The 23251-nt window shown below is 44.9% G+C and carries 12 protein-coding genes; 8 read left to right on the top strand and 4 right to left on the bottom strand.

Translation table 11 applies throughout. The features are described 5' to 3' along the window. The coding region (locus AC23P2_RS30000) for a transposase (protein WP_487776612.1) at nucleotides 1-534 on the top strand (534 nt) is incomplete at its 5' end. A 173-nt stretch (nucleotides 535-707) separates the two neighbouring features. Here the strand turns inward: AC23P2_RS30000 and AC23P2_RS29995 are convergent. After that, nucleotides 708-11261: a Calx-beta domain-containing protein gene (locus AC23P2_RS29995; protein ID WP_487776611.1), complete on the bottom strand. Its 10554-nt coding sequence runs from the start codon at nucleotides 11259-11261 to the stop codon at nucleotides 708-710. Between the two features lie 204 nt (nucleotides 11262-11465). Between AC23P2_RS29995 and AC23P2_RS29990 the strand changes: the two genes are divergently transcribed. From AC23P2_RS29990 to AC23P2_RS29965, 6 genes are all read left to right on the top strand, one after another. Next, nucleotides 11466-12035, top strand: coding sequence for a hypothetical protein (locus AC23P2_RS29990; protein ID WP_487776610.1), 570 nt, complete (start codon nucleotides 11466-11468; stop codon nucleotides 12033-12035). A gap of 28 nt (nucleotides 12036-12063) precedes the next feature. Then, nucleotides 12064-12567, top strand: a complete 504-nt coding sequence (locus tag AC23P2_RS29985) for a phage tail protein (protein ID WP_487776609.1) — start codon at nucleotides 12064-12066, stop codon at nucleotides 12565-12567. Between the two features lie 58 nt (nucleotides 12568-12625). Then, complete coding sequence (locus AC23P2_RS29980; RefSeq protein ID WP_487776608.1) at nucleotides 12626-13135, top strand: phage tail protein; 510 nt, start codon at nucleotides 12626-12628, stop codon at nucleotides 13133-13135. A 66-nt stretch (nucleotides 13136-13201) separates the two neighbouring features. Further along, a complete protein-coding gene (locus tag AC23P2_RS29975; protein ID WP_487776607.1) occupies nucleotides 13202-13717 on the top strand; it encodes a phage tail protein in 516 nt (171 codons plus the stop codon). Continuing rightward, nucleotides 13718-14218: an N-acetyltransferase family protein gene (locus AC23P2_RS29970; RefSeq protein WP_487776606.1), complete on the top strand. Its 501-nt coding sequence runs from the start codon at nucleotides 13718-13720 to the stop codon at nucleotides 14216-14218. Between the two features lie 12 nt (nucleotides 14219-14230). After that, on the top strand, nucleotides 14231-14527 hold the full coding sequence (locus tag AC23P2_RS29965; protein WP_487776605.1) for a DUF6916 family protein: 297 nt from the start codon (nucleotides 14231-14233) through the stop codon (nucleotides 14525-14527). Nucleotides 14528-14565: 38 nt separating this feature from the next. On the opposite strand, the gene AC23P2_RS29960 is transcribed toward AC23P2_RS29965, so the two are convergent. Continuing rightward, entirely contained in the window at nucleotides 14566-18501 is a 3936-nt protein-coding gene (locus AC23P2_RS29960; protein ID WP_487776604.1) for a replicative DNA helicase, read from the bottom strand. A 110-nt stretch (nucleotides 18502-18611) separates the two neighbouring features. After that, on the bottom strand, nucleotides 18612-19658 hold the full coding sequence (locus AC23P2_RS29955) for a glycosyltransferase family 9 protein (protein WP_487776603.1): 1047 nt from the start codon (nucleotides 19656-19658) through the stop codon (nucleotides 18612-18614). A 111-nt stretch (nucleotides 19659-19769) separates the two neighbouring features. Between AC23P2_RS29955 and AC23P2_RS29950 the strand changes: the two genes are divergently transcribed. Continuing rightward, entirely contained in the window at nucleotides 19770-20153 is a 384-nt protein-coding gene (locus AC23P2_RS29950; RefSeq protein ID WP_487776602.1) for a DUF423 domain-containing protein, read from the top strand. 63 nt (nucleotides 20154-20216) lie between these two features. On the opposite strand, the gene AC23P2_RS29945 is transcribed toward AC23P2_RS29950, so the two are convergent. Next, the gene (locus tag AC23P2_RS29945; protein WP_487776601.1) at nucleotides 20217-23168 is read right to left on the bottom strand and encodes a glycosyltransferase family 117 protein; all 2952 of its coding nucleotides are present in this window, start codon (nucleotides 23166-23168) and stop codon (nucleotides 20217-20219) included. Nucleotides 23169-23251: the final 83 nt, after the last annotated feature.

Below are 23251 nucleotides of genomic sequence, written 5' to 3'. Positions count from 1 at the left end.
ACTTCAAAGATATGGGCGGCGGGCCGCATTAAATTCGTTTGGGTTGCAGGGCAAAACAGAAATATGCAGGTTCTGACGGTAATAGATGTAAATTCAAGGTGGAATTTAGGCCAATATTGTGCATTTACCATCAGGAAAGAGGATGTTATTTCATTATTTGATAGCCTTTTTGAGAATTACGATTTACCTACAGGAATCTGTGTAAGGAGTGATAATGGCAGCCAGTTTGTAGCCAATGAAGTCCAACAATATTTTCGAGATAAACAAGTCAAACAAGAATTCACAAAACCTGCAACACCCCAACAAGATGCGCACATTGAAGCCTATCATTCCATCATGGAAAATCCTGTATGTCAGAGGCTTGAATTTGACGATTTGAAGCAAGCTCGAGAAACATTGGAGGAATTTAGAAATTTTTATAATTTCGAGAGAATACATGGAGGAATCAACTTTCAAAGCCCTTACAAGTATTTGCTCAAACATAACATTGACATGAAAAATTTAACTCAAAATAAAACAAAAATTTGTGCTTGAAGTCTCTAACTTTCTATCATTTACGTGTCCAATAATTAGTGGTTAGCACACTTTTTGAAAATATTTTTTGAAAAAGTAATTTCCATGGGAAGCCTACTTTCACTTCTCGCCCTTTGCTGTCTTGTACCTTCAAGTGATTTAGCCCCCTGAATACGGTATACTCGTACTTCTAATTATCTAGCCAATTTACTAATCTTGAAATCTTGCCTCTGTTCAGAGGATATAACCCGTAATACATAACTCCCCGCTACATAGCCTTCCATTGAAATATCCTCCACATGGCCAGATTCCAAATCAAACAATGATCGCCGATACAACTCCTCACCTCTCAATCCAACCAACACCACCATAACCTCTCCATTAATCGACTGGTTGAAACGTAACGACAAAATACTACCCACTGGATTACCCAAGATACTCACCCAAGAGTCAATAGATGAATCAACAGATATCCCAAACAAATCATCTACCCCAACTCGGAGACCACACGGAAAATTCGTCACCAATACCCCATTCTGCATCGTCAAAACACAGCCCGAGGACGATGTGCCTTCTACTGTGTATGTCCCCGTTTCAAGCGTCGAACCAAAACTCAACTTCTGACCTGTCCCTGATAATACATTGCTACCATATAACCCTCCATTGCGCTTCAACTGGTAATTAACACCTACTTGGGAACTGGATAACCCCAAAGTAACACTTCCGCTTCCACACAAACTGCCCCCACCCGTCACTTGAAACTTGCTCGGCTTGCTAACATTGTAGTAAACCACCTCCCCACTCGACTCCGTAATACATCCACTCGTCTTATCCTTGGCCATCACACGATAAGTGCCCCCAAAACTCGGAATACCAAAACTTAAAACACCTCCATTCCCATTCACTTGCTGGCTAGTCCCCAACGAATTGTAGTACAACTGGTACAAGGTGTTCAATTCTGAACCAGAGGTTAAAATAGCAGAAACGTTATTACAGCCCAGATAGCCTCCCCCTGTGATACCAAATGGCGAAGGTGAGGACTTGACAACAATCGATGGTGCTGCTACTTTAACACTCTCACAACCAAGTGAACTCACACAACTCACCCAGTAACTAGGCATCTCGCGCCTAATCGTTATGGTAGAGCTTGGAAGGGCAGAATTAGGTGAATCTGAGGAATACCACCGTACGGTATGAGCTCCACAATGAGCGGAGAGTGTCACGGTTTCACCTGGACAACCCGTCGTTTTACTCACAGTTATTTGTTGGGGAGGCACAGGAGGCACACCAATTGTCAAGGTAATCACTCCCGAGTAAGTTGATTCACAACTCGCATCACAAGCCGCCTGGTAGCGGTGGGGCTGGTTATTGGACGATTGGGAAACTGGGGCTGAAGATGACCAAGCGCTCCATACTCCGCTACCCACTTGCACTCGCCAGACAGGCGAACCCGAAACACATGAACTCAAAACTGTAAACGCCAAATTGTTCACAGGATTCGCATCAATGTCGCAGAAAGTTTGGGTATTCCCTTCGTTTAAAATCTGTTGCTGGGTTGATAAACTAATTTCTGGTTTGCCTTGAACCGTCACCGTTACGGAGGTTCCTACGTTCGAACTGCATCCATTGGCGTCGCTCACACTCACTAATGTATAGGTGTAAATTCCAGAGACGCTCGTTGGTGCTGTCGTCGTAGCAGTATTCCCCGTTGAAACCAATGACGTTTGAGGTGTACCGTTGATTTGATAATTGAAGGTATAAGGCGATGTACCGTTTGCTCCCGTAAAAGTCACTGTAGGTGCTACTCCCGTGAGACATACTGTCGTTGTCCCCGCTATTGTCGCCGTCGGCAGTGGTGTATTCACGATGGTGCCTGTACCATCTAAGGTTGCTCCGCCTCCGCTCAAACTAACGTTGCGACCGTTGGCCGTGAGACTGCTCAAGCGTAGCAAAAGGGTTTCGTTTGCCTCATCTTTACAATCTCCGTTTATGGTTACCGTTACCGTTTTTGAGGTTTCACCAGCCGCAAATGTTAGGTTGCCTGCCGTACTTACGTAATCATTATCGGCTATGGTAGCCGTGCCGTCCACTGTTGCATAATTTACGACTACTGCGGCATCGGAAGGATTAGAGAGAATCAAGTTAAACGTCATAGTCGTTGTTCCTGTACTTCCTTCAACCACCGATGGGCTCGAAACCGTCAGCACACTGGCATCGTCGTTGGTGATCGTGCCCGTACCCGATCCATCCAAAATCGCCGCATTTATGGGGTCACTCAACGTCATTAAGATAGTTTCATCTAGCTCAACCGTATTGTCCCCGTCCAAAATCACCGTGATGGTTTGCGAAAATGCACCACCTGCCGTAAATGAAGCTGTTCCATCTGCAAACGTTTGATAGTCTGTACCTGACGTAGCCGTACCTCCCGTAATACCATATTTCACTGAACACGCATTGGCATTGACCGTACGAGTTATGGTGAAAGTCAGGTTCGTCGTACCACTATTTCCTTCCGTGATGGTTACGTCATTGATCGAAAATTGGGTATTTACAATCTGAATGTCATAATCCTCTACTTCTCCATCTGCTGCCAAACCTTCGGGGCTTAATCCACCAGCGGTACTGATACGGAAACGGGCAAAGCTGTTGCTCGGCGTTGCTCCTGCTGGCACAGGGAAGGTCAAGTTGTTAACACCTGCACTCACTGGTGTGCTACTAAATATTTTTTCGCTTACCTCAAACGTACCGTTGTTATCAAAGTCCACCCAAGCATCAAGATTACCCGCTGCCGAGGCATTGACTGTCACACTGGCTGTGGTGTTAAGTACCAATACTGAAGGCAAGGTAACTCCATCATCGTCAGAACCATCACCCGTTGCAGTTGGATTTGGTTGTCCGTCTAAATCTGCATCTACCACCAATCCTAAATAAATACCTCCTGGCGCATTGGCGTGCCTTGGGCCATTGCTTGCCGACAATGTCTTGTAGCTATCAGGTGCGTCGCCCCAATCTAGTTCGTCGTTTTCTATCGTACCCGTTTGCGCAGTACCTGCCACGGTTACACCCGTTGGCGCTCCTGAAATCGCTCCTAATGCGACCGTAAAGAGTTCATTATTTTCAATTTTCAGATCTCCATTGGCTTGTACGGTGATTGTTTTGGTTTCATTTTCCGTACCTGCAAAGGTCAAAGAACCATCGTTGTCAACGTAATCATTGTCCGCCACGGTTGCTGTGCCATCGCTTGTTGTATAGGCTACGGTGAAACCACCTTGTACGGCATTGGTTAAGGTAGCAGTAAAAGTGTAAGACACTGTCCCTGTATTACCTTCTGGTTTCGACGTTCCACCTGTCAAAGTGACCGTTGAGGCATCATCGTTATTGATAGTTCCCGTACCTGTTGCCGTACCAAGAATGACGTTACGGCTCGGGGCAGATAGACTATTCAAAGTCACGTTGAAGCTTTCGTTGGCCTCTACTTTGGTATCAGGGGTAATAGCCACATTCACCGTTTGGGCAGTGGTGCTACCTGCCGTAAACGTTACCGTTTGGTTGGTTACGGCTGTGTAGTCGTTGTCGGCAGTTGTCGCTGTTCCATCAGAAGTACTAAAATTCACAGTTAAGGTTATGTCCACAGGATTACTCAAATTCACCGTAAATACTTGTGGCGAGGTAGCTTCACTTTGGCTCACATTTCCCACCAATGATACCGTTGCGGCATCATCGTTGGTGATGGTGGCAGTTTGAGGAGTTCCCACAACTGTTATGACAGCCAGCTGCGTAGCACTTGTTGCACTAATAGCTCCCAACGCAGCCTCAAACGTTTCGGTCGCTTCTACCAAATTATCACCTAAGACATTTACTGTCCACGTTTGCTGCTCGTTGGAAGTGCCTGCAAACGTCAAGCTACCGTCGTTGTCGGTATAATCTGTCCCTGCCGTCGCTGTGCCGCTGCCCGTGGTATAGGCTACTTGAAAACCACCCTGTACAGGAGCTGACAAAGTAGCCGTGAAAGTATAGGTGGTATTTCCGCTGTTTCCTTCATTTTGGGCAACACCTCCTGTCAATGTCAAGGTAGCTGCGTCATCGTTGTTAATAGTGCCCGTTCCTGTTGCTGTGCTTATCGCACCATTTACTGGATTTGACAGGGTCACAATCACCGTTTCATTATCTTCAACAACATTGTCGCCATTGACTGACACCGTAATAGTTTGACTTAAGCTTCCACCTGCAAGGAAATTAATCGTTCCTGAAGCAAAAGTCTGATAGTCGCTACCCGAAGTAGCCGTCCCTCCTGTGATGGCATAGTTTACGGATGATACAGTTGCATTGGAAGTTCGACTGATGGTGTAAGTCAAATTGGTTGTTCCGCTGTTTCCTTCAGAGATAGAAACATCATTGATAGAGAACTGATTATCCAGAATAGATACTTGATAATCTTCGACTTCACCTTCGGTTGCAGCACCAGTAGGAGAAAGGCCACCTGCATTGCTAACTCGGAAGCGAGCAAATGATGTACCCAAACTTGCGGCTGCGGGTACATTGACAGGAATCGTATTTGTACCAACCGCCAGGATAGCTCCATCCGCTATTTTTTCGTTGGCATCGTTCCAATCGCCGTCACGGTTAAAGTCAATCCACGCATCTAACTTGGCAACTGCCGAAGCAATGACCGTTACACTTGAGGTAGTATTGATAATAAAGGCACTTGGTAAAGTAACTCCATCGTCGCCCGTGGCATCGCCGTTGGCTGTCAGCGTAGGTTGGCCATCCAAATCTGCAGTTACAGTGCTCCCCAAAAATACGCCTCCTGGTGTGAGCGTATGGCGAGCACCGTTGTCAGTCAATGTCGTTGGGTACGAACTCACAAAACCACTTAGCCCTGCCGTCGGCGCGTCACCCCAATCTAGTTCGTCATTGTTGATAGTGAAAGTTTGGGGAGTTATATCTGAGGTCACTCCTGCAGGAGCTCCTGAGATTGCTCCTAGAGCAGCAGTGAACGCTTCGTTGTTTTCTATTTTTAAATCTCCTCTTACTGACACGGTAAAGGTTCTATTCTCCCCCGATATACCTGTAAAAGCAAGTGTACCACTACTACTTATATAATCATCGTCTGCGACTGTTGCTGTTCCATCGCTGGTGGCGTAATTGACACTAAACCCTCCCTGCACATCATTGTTCAAACTGGCTGTAAACGTGTAATTTGTCGTTCCAGTATTACCTTCTGGGGCAGCCATTCCTCCTGTTAAGGTCACCGTAGCGTTATCGTCATTGGTTATTGTACCTGTGCCTGTAGTGGTCCCAAAAATTACATTTCGACCTGATGCCGCTAGAGTACTCAACGTCACGTCGAAGACTTCAGCAGGCTCTACTATATTCTCGTTTGTAATAGCAACATTCACCGTTTGGGTGGTTGTTCCTGCCAAAAACGTCACGGTTTGATTGACAGCCGTGTAGTCTGCTGGGGTTGTTGTGACATCTGTAGTGGCAAAATTCAAGGTGACATCCACATCCACTGGATTACTCAAATTCACGGTAAAGACCTGTGGGGTGACAGCTTCACTTTGGCTCACATTACCCGCCAATGATACCGTTGCGGCATCGTCGTTGGTAATGGTGGCTGTCCTTGACGGGCTACCACTCAGGTTAACAGAAGATGACAACGTACCTGATATTGAACCAATAACGACTGTAAACTCTTCGTCCAATTCAACTTTTGAATCTCCATTGACGAGTACCGTGATGGTGTGTTTTTCTCCCGCCGTACCAGTAAATGTTATTGAGCCATCATTATCTTGGTAATCGCCATCGGCTGTCGTTGCTGTTCCATTATTAGTGGTATAATTAACGGTAAACCCTCCTACTACCTCTTTGTCTAAAGTGAGGTCGTAGGCATAGGCAACTGTTGCCCCCGAAGCGCCTTCATTTTGTGCTGCTACAGTACTAAAAGTCAACGTAGCGAAGTCTTCGTTGGTAATCGTTCCTAGCCCTTGTCCGTCGGAAATTGTACCATTGCTTGGGGTCGAAAGATTCACAAAAAAGCTTTCGTTAGGCTCTACTTTGTTGTCTCCGTTTACGGCAATAGTTACTGTTTTGTCGGCTTCTCCTGCGGCAAAGGTTAGTGTACCACTCGTGCTCGAATAATCATTATCGGCGGTCGTAGCGGTATTATCGGCAGTAGCATAGTTAATGGTTTCGGCCGTGGCTGTGCTGGTACGATGCACGGTAAACGTAAAATCGGTCGTTCCTGAGTTACCCTCTGAGGCCGTTACATCATTGATAGAGAAGGCAAGATCATCGTCATTTATCGTTCCTACACCTTGGGCGTCAGTAATTGAAACATTTGCACTTAAAGTGCTTACTCGGTTACTTAAATTGACAAAGAAAGTTTCATTGGCTTCTCCTACTCCATCTCCGATGACTGGGACAGAGATTGTTTTTGTCGTTTCTCCAACCGCGAACGTAAGCGTACCACTGATGACCGTATAATCCGTACCAGCAGTGGCGGTTCCAGGAGCAGTAGCATAATCTACTGAGACATTGGCACTCACAGGATTGCTTAACGAAACCGTAAATATAAAATTTGTACTTCCTGCATTACCTTCGATTTGAGACACATCGTTGATGGTGATTGCAGCGTTATCGTCGTTGGTAATGATACCTGTGCCCGTATCCGAGTAAATTATATCCCGTCCAGAAGCCGTTAAACTAGGTAAAGCTACTGAGAAATTTTCATTGGGTTCTACTAATAAGTCACCATTGACTGTGACAGCGAAAGTTTGAGATTCTCCTGCGTTACCTAAAAAGCTGAGTGTTGTACTATTCGCATTATAATCAGAGCCAGCTACTGTTGCTGTTCCATTGGCCGTAGCTATATTAACTGTATATGGTACATCCACCGCTTTATCAGCAGTAACCGTAAATGTAAAAGTTGTCGTACTACTATTTCCTTCCGAGTTCGATACATCAGCAATAGTCAGCGTAGCCTGGTCGTCATTGGTAATCGTTCCTACGCCCGTTGCGTCAGTGATGATGACTCCATCAGGTGCCCCCGAAAGCACGACATTGAAGGTTTCATTAAGTTCTACGATGTCGTCGGCATTGACTGTTATTGACACTGTAGCATCGTTACTTTCACCAGCCGTGAAGCTCACTGTTCCGTTAGAAATAGCCGTATAATCACCGTTATTGACCGAAACTGTTGCTGTATTTACGGTTAGGTCAAAGGTAGCTGAATTGTCACTACGGCTCACTGTAAAACTAAAAGTGGTGGTTCCTCCTGAGCCTTCAGATTGGGTAACGTCAGTAATAGTTACTGTTGTTGGTGTTCTAAAGCCAAAGTCGAGGGTAGTGTTATTTTCAACTGTACCACCAGTATAATTCAAGGTAATGGCCTGACTAGCAATGGAGCTATTGATCGCGTCTTGACCATTGTCATCGTTGTCGGTATTATTCTCAGGATCGGGAGCGACGCCTCCTGGGCTTGAAATTAAGCCATTGAGTGGTTTTCCTGCCCCGAACTCAGAAGACGGGATTTGGACAATGTAAGCATCCGAACACAAATTACTGAATAAATATAACCCTCCTCCTGCGGTGGTTGTGCTAGTAACAAAGGTATCCCCAGCGTCTAAAGTGCCATTACCATTGTCGCGGTACAAGTTGACCAAAACACCGTTGATGCCCGAGTCAGTTCCTGCATTAAACGTTCCATTTTTGTTGACATCTTGATACACCAAATTTCCCAAGGAGTGTTTCATCAACTGAGTCACGGTAGCGCTTATGGGTGCTCCTGCTACATCGTCGGTCAAAACATCACTGAAGTTACTTCCTGAGACTGTGCCTTGGTTAGAAATTTGACATTTACCTGCGGGCAGTGGGGTATCAATTGTTACCTGAAATTTAATGACGATGTTTTTTTCCGCAGGCAGCAAAAACCCACTTACACCACCTACTGTCACCGTTTCTCCCGAAAGCACTACGGATTTGCGGGCGGTTTCGTCGAGGGCTTCTTGAATCGCTTCTGCGGTAGGAGCCGTAGCTTGATTATCAATTTCTTGTTTTGGCACTTCAACTACTTGGGCTACTTCGACCGTTTCAGTTTGAGGGCGATCGATGGCAAGGGGCTCGGCTGCAATGCGGACGGGAACAGCGTGGGCAGGTGTTGTACAAGTACCAGTAAAAGTTATGCCCGAATTGGGTCCGTAAGCGTTGGTAGCACCAAAATTAGTAGTATTACCATTAGCTGACCAGTTAGTACTTACATCAGTACCACCACCTTGTAAATTAACAATGGTTGCATCTAAGTGTCTAACTCGAAAAGCCCGCGCTACAGTAGCTGGCAAATTCAGGGCATTAGCGACAATATTACCACATAAAGTATTTACGGCACTTCCTCCTACATTTGCACCAACTTGGAGCACAATTCCCTCAAAACCTGTGGCAATCGGAGCTGTAACATCGGTAATGGTATTGATAATGGCATTGTTAGATAAAGTTGCGTCTAATCGAGCTGCTGCATTAGAGCCATTGATAGCAACAAAGTTTACAGGTATATCAAGGTTGTTAGAAAAAACGTTGGGGTTATTCTTTACTTCAATTATGGCTTGTCCATTACCTTCATGCAAAACCCTGATGTTAGAAAAAGTACTCTCTTCATTTATTGTATTAGTAATATTTGTGTTGTTGTTAGTCCGGCCATTAAGGTCGGAAGTATTAAAAGTAGAAGCTAGAAATGCTACTTCCCCTGCCGACTCCATTTTTGAGTTATTATTCACGTTATAGTTCATGACTGCTGAGGTACCATTTGAGCCAACCTCAACACCCGCCATGAGTCCAGTAAAACGCTCAACACTACAGCCCGTCATGTTGAAGTTCATGGTAGAGTTCCCTTCCGCAAACACTTGAACTCCTTTACTTCTGGCCCTTTGGAAAAGGGTATTGGTCAAGTTAACGGTGGCAGTAGCCGAGCCCTGCGTACGCATTTCAAAACAGTCCTGCCCAACTGGCGAAGAAGCAGTATTATTCAACGTACAGTTGTTAACAGTTAAAGTCAAATTGCCTGTTGTATTTATAATGTGGCAGATTCTGAAGGCTGAGTTCTGAAACGATGAATTGGTAATCGAACAAGTCCCTGATAAATTTCTGAACTTCAAGGCATTTTCTTCATTCGAATTACCATTATTTGTCGCAGTGCAATTATTAATGGTAAGATTGGACACTGAGATACCCACTATACCATGTTCTTCAGTTCCTCCAATGTCAATATTATCTAAAGAAACTGTACTTGCTATATTCATGTAAATAGCAGCAAAACAAGCATTTACATCATCTTCATCGCATTGCCCATCAAATCCCCCGTCACTTGTCATATTGGCAGAAGGGAGACTCATATTTTTTAAAGTAACGTTTGTTGCGTTACGTATTTCAATCCCACGTCCAGAAATACTGGTTAAAGTTCCCCCTGAAGCATCTGTGGTTTCAGTACCTGTAATCTGGAAACTACCCGTTGTGCTTTGTAAGAAAATACCGTTGGAAGCATTAGAGGCCGACACACTCTGAAGGATAACATCGAGCACTCCATTGTTAAAGCTAACCCCAACGCCCCCCGTATTGGTGATGCTCACATCCCGAACTAGCGCAGTGGTGAAACCAATTCCCAGTAAGGCAGTTCCGCCAGTATTGTTGATGTTTACCCCCCGCACTTCGTTGTTCGATTGCATATTGATATTATTCGCAGCTTGATTGATGGTAGGACGTGTACCATTAATGCTAGGAATGCTCACCCCTCCCATGGGTGGATGTACCGAAAAAGTCACCCCCGCCAAAGCTGCGAGGCTGGTTCCTACTGCACCTTGACCAATCAGGTTTTGTTGTCCCAATAAGAGCGTGCTGTTTGAATTGGTATAAGTACCAGAATATAGGAAGATGTTATCGCCTGTACCGTCCAATGAAATACCATTGAAGGTACTCAACGTATTAAATGGTGTATTGAGTCGCCCATCACCACCCGATGGTGCGTCATCGTCAATAAACCAAATCATTCCCGTTACCGTGATGGTTACTTTGCCTGTTACGCTAAACGTACCATCTGTAACGGTATAGAGAAAGGTAGTTGTCCCTTCAAAACCTGGATTAGGGTTAAAAGTGAAACTTCCAGTGGAGTTAAATGTAACATTTCCTTGCGTTAATGACGCGTCTATTCCTGTTACTTGGAGCGGATCTCCATCCAAATTAACTTCATTGGCCAACATCCCAGTACCTGCTGGAACATCAATAGAAACGTTTCCTACGGTGGAATAAGAGTCATTGACCGCAATGGGGGCTGATTTAACCGAGCCTGGTACGAGAGTCGTATTGGGGTCAACAGTATCGGTAAATTTTACGCCCGTGGCATTATCCACTGTCGATGCGTTGGTAATGGTCACTGTGTATTCCAATACGTCCCCTGGCGTAGGGCCAGGAGTGCCCGCATCAGTTCCTACTTGGGCTACTGTTTTAGTCGCCGAAACGGAGGGAGCCAACCACCACGTTTGTACTTGGTTAGCCATGGCTACGCCATTGTTAGTGGGTGCTAGTGGGCTTAAAAATTGGTGCTCCTTGGGTAGCAGGGGACTTGCTTTATTTGCCTTATAAGAAGGTTGGTTTTTGGTAGCTGTTTCATTGGCTACTAGGTATTTTTCTTCTGGTAGCGAAAAGAAATGAATGAGCACACTGAGCAGAATGCTCACTGTTACGGGCATAGAGTTTTTCATAACGTATTTGTTTTTCAAAAATTGAGTAAAAATGAATTTATTAACCAAAAGTAGCCAAAAAAAAATCAAAAAAATAAATTATATATACTATTTTTTTGTATCTTTGCTATATAAGTTAAAAACATATACCCTGAAAATATTCAGATGTACCACTTTTAACTTTTATATCAACGTTAGAAATACTCTACTTATCTTTACTCAGTTATGCAAAGACGGCCGTTTATAAAGCTACTAGGCACTTCCTTGGGCAGCCTTCCGTTTTTATCGGGGTTTGCTCAGTCGCTACCTCCTCAAACATGGTCAGATTGGTTATCGCAGCTTGTTAGTGCCTGTCCAATTGAACCCGTTGCCTTGTCAGAAATACCAACACATTTACCCGAATTCTCATCCAAAGAGTTTTTGTCAACAGATAACCAAACTTACTTTTACAAGCAGCAGCAGTACTGTTTTCAAGTCTTTGAGAAAACACACCCAACGGCTGGCGTACTAGCCTTACTGATTCCTTTTTGGAAACGCCAAGCGTCAGGGCAATGGGAGAAAATTGCCTGTTGGTCGCTATTTGAGCTCCAAGCTGTAGCTCAAGCTTCCCAACAACTAAAAGAAGCCACGTTTGAGTCTCTTTTTCCCACCGAAAAAAGTACTACTGCCAATTACCAAAGTACTCGTGGTGAGGTTTGTCTCAAGACCAATCTTTATGCTAACAACTACGTTATGACCAACATTCACCTTACCAACAACTCCACTAAACTCTGGAAATCAAGACCTTTATCTTAATATTTTTTTCACTAAACCCTCAAATGTTATGGCAGAACCTTTTTTGTCCGAAATTCGGATCATGAGTTTCGTCTTTGCTCCCAAAGGCTGGGCGCTCTGCAATGGGCAACTCCTACCCATCAACCAAAATCAAGCCCTATTTTCTCTTTTAGGCACTACGTTTGGAGGCGATGGGCGGCAAACTTTCGGGTTACCCGATTTGCGTGGCCGTACACCCATTCACGTGGGGAGCAGTCATACGTTAGGAGAACGTGGCGGTGAGCAAGCGCATACATTAAGTATTGCGGAACTACCTACACACACACACGTAGCCAACGCAACCAGTACAACCCAAAATACGATTGCACCTGCAAATGCTCGTATTGCCGACACCACACCCTCCGAACTTTATTCGGGCGGTAGTAATTTGGTAGCGATGGGGGCACAAATGATTACTGCTACAGGAGGCTCACAGGCCCATTTAAACATGCAACCGTTTTTGACACTTAGTTTTTGTGTTGCTTTACAGGGTATTTTCCCAAGCCCAACCTAAGTCGAACATAGTGCCTGTTTGTTGAAACTTTTGAAAACCCTTTAACCACTTTACAAAAATGGCTCAACCTTATGTTGGAGAAATAAGAATGTTTGGGGGCAATTTTGCCCCAGCAGGATGGATGTTTTGCGAAGGGCAATTGCTGCCGATTTCAGAATATGAGACTCTTTTTAATTTAATCGGAACCACTTATGGAGGTGACGGTCAATCTACGTTTGCTCTTCCCGATTTGCGGGGGCGGATTCCCATTCACCAAGGCAATGGTTTTGTACTGGCCGAAACGGGCGGTGCAGAAGAAATTACACTAACCGTGCCTCAAATTCCAGCCCATAGCCATGTTTTTCTAGGTACTGAGAACTCAGGAGGTACGGGAAGCCCAGCGGGAGCCACCTTTGCTCGCAATGCCTCTGCCAATTTCTATTCATCTGACACCTCGGTAGGATTCAGTAATTTAGCCCCAAGTACAATGAGTTCGACAGGAGGCTCCCAACCGCACACTAACTTTCAACCTTACCTTTGTGTAGATTTTATTATTTCACTATTTGGCATTTTTCCATCGCCAACATAGTTGGGATTTTTTTACTGTGTGTAGTATTCGTTTTATTTTGATTTTACCCTAAACTCAACAACGACCATGGCAGATCCATTTGTTGCCGAAATACGCATATTCCCTTTCAATTTTGCCCCCAAAGGCTGGGCTTGGTGTGATGGCCAATTATTGCCTATTTCTCAAAACACCGCCCTTTTTTCACTCTTAGGAACCACCTACGGAGGAAATGGCAAATCGAACTTTGCCTTACCAGATTTACAGGGACGCGCTCCCATGCACCCAGGCCAAGGACCAGGGTTATCACTCCATGATTTGGGTGAAACAGGTGGTTCTGAAACTGTATCTTTGCTAGAGTCTGAAATCCCCTCGCATAGTCACACTGTCCATGCCTTAAATGATAGTGGTTTACAATCAAGCCCTACTGGAGCATATCCCGCACGGGCAAACTTTTATAACACTAACCCTGGTGGATCAACAGTGGCTATGTCAGCAAACGCTGTAACCCCAGCAGGAGGCGACCAGCCGCACAACAACATGATGCCTTATCTGACTTTTTATTTTAACATAGCTTTACAGGGAGTTTTCCCTCCGCGCACGTAGATGAATGATTTTGTTGTTCAGGCTAGGCCCATTACCGAGGCTGATTTGCCTGCTTTGTTAGATATTTATGCCAGCACCAGGGCCGAGGAATTGGCCTTGGTGCCAGCGTGGTCAGAAGAACAAAAAAGGGCCTTTGTAGAACAGCAATTCTACGCGCAACATAAGTACTACCGTGAGTTTTATGTGGGGGCCGATTTACAGCTTCTCGAAGCCAATCATACCACCATCGGTCGGCTTTATGTGCATTGGAACTATAGTCCTACCGAAGTGCGCATCATGGATATTGCGATTTTGCCTCCTTACCGAGGGCATGGCCTTGGAAGTCAGTTGCTTCAAGCGGTCATTCAAAAAGGAACGGAGTTGGGGAAATCAACCACCATCCATGTAGAGTGTAATAATCCTGCCCGACGACTTTACGAACGGTTGGGTTTTGTAAAAATTGGTGAGTTCAATACTTACTATTACCTAATGGAGTGGAAACCTAAAAATGGTATTTCTTAATTGTTGAAAATTATGTTAGAGACCCTTAAAATTTCTGATTTTCAGCCGCTTGTAAATCAAACGTTCACCATTCGTTTTGCGTCGGAAATTAGCCATCCTGCCGAACTCATCAAAGTGACGCCATGGGGAAGCGCTTCCGATAAATTTCGACAACCTTTTACGTTAGAATTGGAAACCGATCTCACACGGCAATATTATTTACAGGGCTCTTTTGTGCTCGTTCATCCTACCGCAGGCGAATTACCGCTGTTTATGGTACCCATTGGCCCTGGTTCTAAAGGAATGCGCTACGAAATAGTTATCAGTTAATAAAAAGGGTTGTGGACAAATCCACAACCCTTTTTATCTTAAAACGGAGGTTCATCCAGCGGGTTTGGCGGAGGGAAATTCATCCCCATATCACCCAAATCGTTGGCTTTACTTTTGAATGTCCCACCCGTAGAAGTAGGTGGTGTATCAAACGAACTAGCCGCTTGTGCCTTGGCTTCGGGATTAAACGATGGCGTAGGCGAGGAAACTGCTCCATAGAAGCCATCCAAGTCAGCAAATTTGGTGTATTTTCCAATAAACCTTAATTGTATTGTATCCAGCGAACCACTACGGTTTTTGGCCACAATCACCTCTCCTACTCCTGCTACCGAGTTGCCCGCCTCATCTTGCGTAAAACCATAGTATTCAGGACGATACAAGAACGCAACCATATCCGCGTCCTGCTCGATACTATTATGGATGATAATATCGTTGGCCACAAAATTGTGTACCCCCGCAACGGTGGCATCATACACATCTTCAACTCCTAGTGGAACAATAGACACTATTTCATCCCAAAATACATCCGATTCTGACAGTGCTTTAAGCATTGCGGCCGCAGGAAATAATTGAGAGATTTTTTCCAAACGAGTCCTTGAAACTCCCTTTTGAAACAAACTGGTTCCACTGTAAGCCACCTGAAGTTTATCCGCAAAATGACGCCAACTTAGCTCGGCTTCTTCTTTAAGTGGTTTGATAAACAAATCCCACACTTCTTTGGGTAAAACATCCACATTAGGGTTTGCCTCAATTTGTTGAAGTGCCGCAATAAGCTCAGGAATGATTTGACCGCGTTGACCAAAGCAACCAACTTGTTGTAAAAAATCAAGTTGAGCCACTACTCCCTGAACATCAACGTGATACATATCTCTGTACTTCTCTGACTTTATACTCTTTATTGTAGTGCGTATTCCCAATCGTAGCAACAAATGCGCGACTTGTTCGGCCAATTGTTTACTTGAGGAAGCATAATAAATCGCCGCAGCGTCTTTTCGCCCTTGCGCCTTTTTCCAACTTATATTTCCATCCGTTGCCCATAAGTGGTGGAGGAACAAAGCGATTTTTTGGTTGTCACTCTTAAAAAGTTGTTCAGGAAGGCGCTTATTGTACGAATGCACACGCTCCAACCCCAATTGCTCATACCACAGGGTAATTGGATGTTTTTTTCCGTGTGTCAAGTGATAAGGAGACGGCAAATACAAATGTTGCCAGTTGTTTTGTGGCACTGTTTTACCTGCTATGCCAAATAATTTTTGGGCTACTGACGCTACAATCTCAATATTTTTCTCGTCAGCACTTGTGTAATGATAAGGTTGCTTTGGCAAAATACAACCATCACCAATCAAGTGAGCCAGCAAAATCAGTTCTTCCTCACCGAGAGGATTCGCAGGCTTACTGACCTCGATACGGCGAGGAACCGCGATTTTATCACCAACCTTTAGCGCATCCAAACGGCTCCACCCCTGAAGTTTCAAAAAAGGGTGGTTTGCACTGGCTTTTATACTTTTACCTGATCTTGTAGTAAGTTCAAAAACTTCTTTTTTCCCCGAATAAAAGGCATTTGTAATTTCTTGAGCCCCGACTTTATACTGCCCATTTACCCCCAAACAGGGGACTTTATCTTTCGGATTTGTTCGTTCAGCAAGTTGCCTAATAGGCATTCTTTCGCCCGTTTCTGCATTAATAATAAGCGTATCTCCTGTCACACATCCCGATTCACGTAAGTCAGACAGCTGCGGACGCTTGTCGCCTCCACGGGTTTCGACGGCACGACTTAACTGCGACAAGGCAATCACGGGTACGTTCAACTCTTTGGCTAAGTTTTTCAACGCCCGCGAAATCGACGCAATCTCTTGTTCACGGTTTCCTGCCCCTTTGCTGCTGTCACCTTGCATAAGCTGCAAGTAGTCAATGACGACCATTTGAATGTCGTGTTGTTGTTTCAATCGGCGGCATTTTGCCCGCAACTCCAGAATCGACAAGGCAGGCGTATCATCAATATAGATAGGTGCGCGCATCAGGCGGTCGATGCGTTGGTGGAGTTGTGTCCACTCGTGCGGCGCTAGGTTTCCTTTTTTTAGTTTTTCACTGTCAATCTCGGCTTCGGCCGAAATCATACGATTGACCAGCTGTACCGCCGACATCTCCAGGGAGAAAATCGCCACGGGCATTCCAAAATCCACGGCAGCATTTCTTAGGCTTGAAACAACGAAGGCCGTATTGTGCGTGACGGTCATGTCTTCCAACAAGAACAAGTGATTCCCGTCTATTTCAAAGCCGTAATAATCATCCAAACAATCGAACTCCACTTGAACTCCTGTGACGCGCCAATCAATATTGCTACGTCTTTCACGCGCTTTTTTTCGCTCAATTTTTACAGGTATCTTGGTCAAATCGCCACTAATTCTGACACGATACACTTCTGTTTCGTAACCAATAGAAGCGATAGACGCTTTTTTAGCGTTCAAAGAAACCCTGAACCCAAGCGAATCCGCTAAATACTTAATTTGTTCGGCTAATCGCTTGTTTTTTTGGGTAATTTCGTAACAGTCATAGTCACTCTGGTAATGGCCGTCACTATCTATCAACCCTGCCAAAAGCTTGAGTCGATTTTTAGAAGAATTGTATAAATAACTGTCAGGAATGTGCTTGTTGCCAATCGTATCCAACTTCCGCAGCTCCTGCTGCAAACACACTTCGGTTTTTACCCCTCTTTGGCCTGAAGTAATTCCATAATTGGGGGCTTTACCCTTCTGCTGGTACTTAACAAGTTGTAAGTTCAACTCCTCAGCGTATGTATCCAAATAAGCGACAACTTCTTGATCGGTATTTGTGATACGAGAGCTGTATGAATGTCCGTCTCCTAACCAAACGCCAAAGAAATAAGGGTCGATTTCAACCTCTTTTTCCGAAATTTCAATCGGAACTTTATAGCCTTTGTAGTTACTCTTAAATTTATTCGACTTTTTAAGGTAATCTCGAACTTCGATATTGAGTACATCGCCTTTTTGGTGACCACCATCATTTCGGCTACGTTTGAGCGACAAAATATGACTTTCATTCACCCGATAACTTATCCCTCTATTCTGGTGCACCCAGTACATATTTTCTTTGCCTCGCGCCAATGATAGCACTTTTCGAGGCGTCGAGTCGTCTCCCATTAGCAAATCACCGACTTGTACATCTTCCACATTGCGAAGTGTACCGTCAAACATGACTACTTTTGTTCCTTTCCCCAAACATTTACCCATCGCTGGCCGAGCTGCAAGAATCACAAGTTCGGTAGGCTGCCAACCCGACGTGAGGCGGTCGAGTTGCGTAAAACCTGACGGAACGCCCGTCAGACCGTCTTTTTGTTCGCGACGGCGCTCCAACTCGCGCAACGCCTCGGTCATGAGCGCGCTCATGTCGGCGTAATTCTTGCGGATATTGGATTCAGAAATTTTAAAAAGCGATTGTTCTACGGCATCTAGCAGCGTAAAAACGTCGGTCGTATCTTCAAACGCATCTTGCAAAATCTTTGATGCCACCGAAATCATTTCTCGCTTCATCGACGCTTGCGCAATGACCCGAGCGTGGTATTCGATGTTAGCCGCTGAGTTTACTTTGGTGGTCAGGGCCGTAATATACTGTGCTCCGCCCACCACTTCTAGCTCGCCCAATTGACGCAGTTGAGTTGTAACCGTCAACAAATCAATAGGTTCAGAGTTTGTAAAGAGCGTAATAATGGCATTATAGATGCGTTGGTGCGCTTCTTTATAAAAACTGTCCGACTTTAAAATATCAATAACCGCATTGAGCGCGTCTTTCTCAATCATCAAAGCCCCCAGCACTGCTTCTTCCAGCTCAAGTGCTTGAGGTGGAAGTTTTCCTGCACCCGCTCCCGACTCCAACCAGCGGTTATTATTTGCCGCTCGCGAGCCATACCCTGACGTGCCTTTTCGAAGAAAATTATGGGACTTATCGTTTTCCATTTGTGTCAAAATCAACTACAATGATACTCCAAAATTTAGGATAATGAACTACTTTTTGCCAACAAAAAAATACTACCTGCCTTAACTCACTGACTGCCATTTATCCCCAATTACACCGTTACTTCCTTGGTCTCTTTTGCCAAAATATTTTCTATTTGTTCCTGTACCCAGTGGTATTCAAGCGCGGCACACGTTTTACCAAGTTGCCACAACAAACGAGCATTTCTGCCATTTTGATAATCACCTGAGTATGGCATGTACGTATCGAAGTTATTTAATTTACCAAAAAGCAATATACCATACGTACCTACAGCATTTGCCAAATGAGCAGGTCCGCTGTCTATTCCTATAAAATACTGAGCCCTACGAATGATTTCCGCCGTTTGTAACAATGAATACTTTCCGCAGGCATCAATGTACTTAGCGCTCCTCACCGAATTTTTGCTTTGCAGCCCAATTTCTACCACTGTATAGCCCAAGTCTTCAGTCAGCCAATCAATTAACTTTTCCCAATTGGGAACTGACCAATCTTTGGCTGGATAATTGGAACTGCAATGAATTACAATTAGTTTCTGGGGCAAGTTTAAATTTGCAATTTTTTGCGCGTCCGCTGCTGGAATATACAATTGAGGCACATCATCTTTGACGGGCAACTCAGCACACAACTGAAAGATAGTCAACAAATTACCTTTTTCAAAGTAATTAAATACGGTTATATCTTTGGCCGCTGCCACTTCATTATGATGTACTCTCCCACTGACAGTGTCAAGGTTACTTTGCCAAAACTCAAGGTTATATACTTTATCAAAAACCCCCGAATTAAAAACCAACAAACGGCGTAGCACCGTAGGCTGTGCCCAAGCTTCATCAATGGCAGGATGGGTTGCGACCAACTCTTTAAAACTAGGCTTTACAACCCACACTATATAATCGTTTGGGTGTGCTTCTCGTACTTGACGCGCAAGGGGTTCGGCCGCCACAATGTCGCCAAAATGTTCCGTACGAATGATAGCCACCAGTTTTTTACGTCCCCAAAAAGACAATTTTAACCCAAAAAAACGTACGATTGTAGCAGATGCAAATACGTATTCTTGTGCTATGTAGGTATATTTTCGGTAGCGATGTTTCCAAAGTGTAACAAAATCTGATAAGTTCATGCCGTTGGAAGTCAAAATCCTATGGTAAGTTTCTATCTACAAAGTTAGCCTAAAAACGGATTTATAAAGAAAGTAATCTATTTTTGGTTCAAAAACGTTTTTTCAATTTGTATGAATGATAAATTTTTCATCCAAGCAGGTGCTTTATTAGGAGCACTTGCCGTGGCGCTAGGGGCTTTTGGCGCCCATGCACTCAAAGCCATGCTCGAAACCAGCGGCCGAGCCGATACCTTCGAAACAGCCGTTAAATACCAGTTTTACCACGCCATTGGCCTCGTTTTGATTGGTATTTTACTCCAAAACTGCGCCGTCAATGCTGAGCGCTTTTACAACTGGTCGGGCTATGCCTTTTTAGTAGGCGTTGTCATTTTTTCGGGCTCGTTGTACACCATTTGCTTTACGGGAATTCGTGCATTTGGTGCCATTGCACCCATTGGAGGTACCCTGATGATCATCGGCTGGGTGCTTATTCTCCTCGCCGCTAGCAAAAAGTAAGCGCACATTTTCCATAAAAAAAGGCTGCCTTGTTAGGCAGCCTTTTTTTGTAGTATTCACCGACTAGCCACCGAGTGCTGTCATGTATTGTTGCAACAACGCTTCGTATTTCTTGGCAGCGGCATCCTGTTTTCCTTCACGACACGCATTGGCAAGCGTTTGAAGGATGTACAATTGGATATTGCTGTCTTGGTTAGAATGATGCTGAATGTTGTATTTCAACATCGACTCTGCCCGCGTAGCCATTGTGTTGGCAATTTCAAGACCTTTTTTGGTTTCGCCCAAGTTCAACAAGAACCCTACGTAGTTGGCCGAAATTTGGTCATAAGGAATGGTCTTATCTGGCATTTTAGCCAAAATAAAGTTCATTGCCGCTTTGGCTTTGTCCATCTTTCCTTCACGAATCAACTGATCTACCAAACGCATGAACGCAATACGCGCCGAGAACGCTGGCGAGCCTTTGAACGTACCGTCGTAGTACGTATTGGCATTGTCAAGCTCACGCCAGAAGGTCTTCTTCATCAAGTTTTCGCTCATGATGTCGGTGTTTACGTAACCATCTGAAGCCCCAGGCACACGCACTGGCAACAAGCGGTAAGCGTATCCTTCCAACTGCATATACTCTTTCAAGTTGAGGTAGTTTTCGTTGGTCAACGTTCCTGAGAAATAAATCGGACGCTTCCAGTCATTTGTGGCAATAATATCAAGCATAATAAGGTCAGACTTGTACAAATCACGCTTACCGATGTTCCACTGCATGGTATCTTTTACAAACGACGCCAACTCCGATTTAAGGATGTTCATCTTTTGCACTTGTTCTGGATTAATACCCAATACCAACACCGACGATGGCAAAATACTCGTCATTTCTCCGCTTGTCAATGGCACCTGAATCGCTGCGTTGTTTTGTTTTACCAACGACATGTATTCTTTCAAATTGATACCATTTTTCACGGCTGGCATTTCGTAGAAAGGCACGATGTCGTTTTTACCTGCCGCAAAGTTTTCGTAATTCAACGAAATAGGTAGCGGCTGCGACTCATAAGTTTTGCGCTTCATTTGACCAATGTACCAGTCTGTACCCAACAAGCTCAAGTTACAAACGCGCACGTCGGTGCGGAAGCCTTCTACTTCTTGCACGTACCAAAGCGGGAAGGTATCGTTGTCGCCTCCCGTAAACAAGATGGCGTTTGGCGCACAAGAATTTAACAAGTTTTTGGCAAAATCAACTGAGTGATAACGGTGGCTACGATCGTGGTTGTCCCAACCTTTAGCCCCCATCAACAACGGCGCTGTCAACCCTAAGACCGTAGCAATACCTGCACGCGTCGTGGCCGAAGCTAAGAACTTGGTCAAGAAATCGTAAATGAACAATACCCCGAGCCCAATCCAGAACGCAAAGATGTAGAACGAACCTACGTAAATATAGTCACGCTCGCGCGGTTCTACTGGTGGCGAGTTGAGGTAAACGACGAGGGCAATCCCCATCATCAAGAACAACAAGCCCGTCACTAAGAAGTCGGTACGGCGGCGGAAGGCTTGAATCACAATACCCAAAAGACCCAAAATAAACGGAATCATGTAGAAATTATCACGGGCACGGTTATTGGCCATGACGTCGGGCAATCCTTCGTTGGTATCCCACGGACGAAGCCCACCTGCGCCTTCTTCGTCGCTTTCACGACCTACGAAGTTCCACAAGAAATAACGCCAATACATGTGTCCCAACTGGTGCGAAAAGAAAAACGATAGGTTGTCGCCCATGCTTGGTTTTTGACCTTCGGCCAAATTAAGCTTGTCGCGGTACAACTGCGGGTGGTTACCTTGGTTGCTGTGTACACGCGGGAACAACATTTGCTGGTTTTTCTCATATACGTATTCTGGGCGGTAATCGGCAATGACATAGCGACCGTTTGATTTACGGTAAATCGGTTCGCCTCGCTCCGAATTGATGGGACGCGCCGTAAACACAGGGCCAAACAACAACGGGCGACTACCGTACTGCTCGCGTTTTAGGTACGAAACATAACTGATGACATCGCTTGGGTCGTTTTCGTTGATTGGTGGATTGAAGTTAGAACGAACCAACACCAAGAAATAAGAAGCGTAGCCAATCAAAACAAACGTAAACGACAACAGTGCCACGTTCCATATTTCGTTTTCTTTTTTGGCCGTGTAGCGAATTCCCCAAATTAAGGCACCCACAAACAATAACAAAAACACCACGATACCCACCGAATAAGGTGTACCCAAGGTGTTAACAAAGAAAATTTCAAATTTACCCGCAATCGACGGCAACCACACAATCACGCCCGAGTTGATGATGACAAGCACCACCAAACCTCCTACAAACGCCGCGATTCCACCCCACAAGGTAGGTTTATATTTTTTGAAATAATACACCAACGCCAACGCAGGCAAGGTTACCAAGTTGAGCAAGTGGACGCCGATTGACAACCCTACCAAATAGAAGGTAAAAATCAACCAACGGTTGGCTGCGGCTTCGTCTTCAATGCGTTCCCACTTCAACACCGCCCAAATAACGATGGCCGTGAAGAACGACGAAAGGCCATACACCTCAGCTTCGACAGCCGAAAACCAGAAAGAATCAGAGTACGTATAGGCCAATGAGCCCACAAGTCCTGAGCCTACCACGGCGATGATTTCGCCCATTGAAAGCTCGTCGTCTTGTTTACCCAAAATTTTGCGGGCCAACAACGTGATGCTCCAAAATAAAAATAGGATGGTGAAAGCACTTGATACCACCGACACCATGTTGATCCAGTACGCTACTTGGGTGACATCGCCCATGGCCAACATCGAAAACAGACGGCCAATCAGCAAAAATAGTGGTGCTCCTGGAGGGTGGGGTACTTGGAGTTTGTACGAACAGGCGATAAACTCGCCGCAATCCCAAAAGCTTGCTGTACGCTCTACGGTGAGTACATAAGTGACTAGCGCTACGGCAAATACGAGCCAGCCAGAGAGGGTGTTTATTCGGTTAAATTTAGACATGAATAATTAGTAGAAATGTGAAAAGTCTTGAGTTTACAATCAATACATTGGGACACCAATTAGGTTGCTGCTTTGGCTTTCTT

The organism is Runella sp. R0.1_18 (assembly GCF_057652155.1).
Note: the sequence above shows the minus strand (reverse complement) of the source record. Positions and strands in the feature narration are given on the sequence as shown.